The organism is Pseudomonas sp. P5_A2_2 (assembly GCF_054177685.1).
Genome location: NZ_JBGCUL010000979.1, coordinates 1 through 1,631, shown reverse-complemented (window position 1 = coordinate 1,631; position 1,631 = coordinate 1). Strand labels below are relative to the sequence as shown.

Annotated in this window: 1 protein-coding gene; it reads left to right on the top strand. The window is 47.4% G+C overall.

Features of this window, described 5'->3' with window-relative positions; translation table 11 throughout:
- The first annotated feature begins 69 nt into the window (after positions 1 to 69).
- Entirely contained in the window at positions 70 to 1,575 is a 1,506-nt protein-coding gene (locus tag ACXRVY_RS27975; protein ID WP_223458510.1) for a deoxyguanosinetriphosphate triphosphohydrolase family protein, read from the top strand.
- Positions 1,576 to 1,631: the final 56 nt, after the last annotated feature.

The following is a 1,631-nucleotide window of genomic DNA, read 5'->3' as shown; positions in this document are numbered from 1 at the left end:
TGGCTGCAGTGCTCAGTATGGTACTGTTCGCCGCAATCCTGAACGTAGCCTTCTGGGAAAAGCATCGTAATGAAAGAAAAGCCAGTAACCCCAAGCATTTGGTCCGAATCTCGCCGTCCTCGCATACACCCTACGCGGGTTGAGGAGGTGCCTAAGGGTACTGATGGGCAAGGGCTTGTGGGTGATTCATCCAGCCCTAGCACAGACACACATCGTTCGGTGTTTCAGCAAGACTATGATCGTTTGCTTTTCTCCACTCCGGTTCGTCGCTTGGCTGATAAAACTCAGGTCTGGCCCATGGAAGAGAATGATGGTGTGCGTACTCGTTTAACGCATTCCCATGAGGTCTCCAACCTGGCACGCTCGATTGGCGCGCGTGCATACAAGGGGGCTCGTGACGCTTTCAGGCAGCATGGCTGTGGTGACGATAGTCTCGCTGAGATTATTAACCCTCTGTTGCTGTCAATAGGTCTTGGGCACGATCTAGGTAACCCTCCGTTTGGGCACCAAGGCGAGGTGGCTATTGGCCACTGGTTTGAGCAACGTAAGGGCTGGATTTTTACTAATATCAAGGAAGGTGAGGGACTCTTGGACGCTCCAGTTCCACAGGAGTACTGGCCTGAGTTTATTGAATTTGATGGCAATCCACAGAGCCTTCGTCTCTTAACCAGGCTGCAGACCCATATTGACGGACTTGGGCTTGACTTGTCTGCTGCCACCTTGGCTGCAGGACTGAAATACCCTGTGAGTTACTTAAATAGGGATAAAGATGATCCCGTTATAAAAAAAGGTGGTTACTTCGAGTCTGAAAAAGACTTGGTTGACTGGATTAGAGAGCAGACCGGATTGGAGGAAGGACAACGTCACCCTCTGACTTGGATTATGGAGGCGTGTGACGATATCGCTTACTCCGTTTTGGATGTTGATGATGTCCTTAAAAAGGGGATCATGTCTCCAGATGATGTGCTGGTTATACTGCGCCAAAAAATTAGCACTGATGGCGTGATTGGTAAAATTCAAGAAAAATTCAAGGATATTGAGTCCCGTCTTTTTTCTCCGGAGATTCAGCGCGATATTAAAATTGAATATCTACGGGCGTACCTTATCGAAAGCCTGATTGAGCACGCGAGCAAAACATTTATAGAGAATGTGCCTGCCATCTTTGGTTTTAAGTCAATGAAACCCTTGATGGATGATAGTCGGCTTTGCGAGGTGCTGAAGAGCGTTGCGCAGCAGAATGCCTTCAATCATTCATCTGTACTACGTATGGAGGCATTGGGTTCAGCGGCCATCGACGGCTTGATGACAGTGCTATGGGAAGCTATCTCTTATCGTAAGAAATTTGATGAAATTCGATCAAAGCGACTGGGGGCTCGTGCTAAGTATGTATTCTCATTGATAAGTCCGAATTATATTGAGCAAGCCGACAAATATATAAATTCATCAGAAATAGCGTCGGTGTTGCGCTATCGTGAGCTTCGCCTACTTACAGATATGGTATCAGGAATGACTGATACTTTTGCCATGCGCCTCTGGAAAGATATTAAGGTGATGCCTGATGCCAATTGCGCCTAATCAATCTGCTTTAAAGCGCCGATTGGATCGATATCTCTGGGCTAATAGATCTGGAG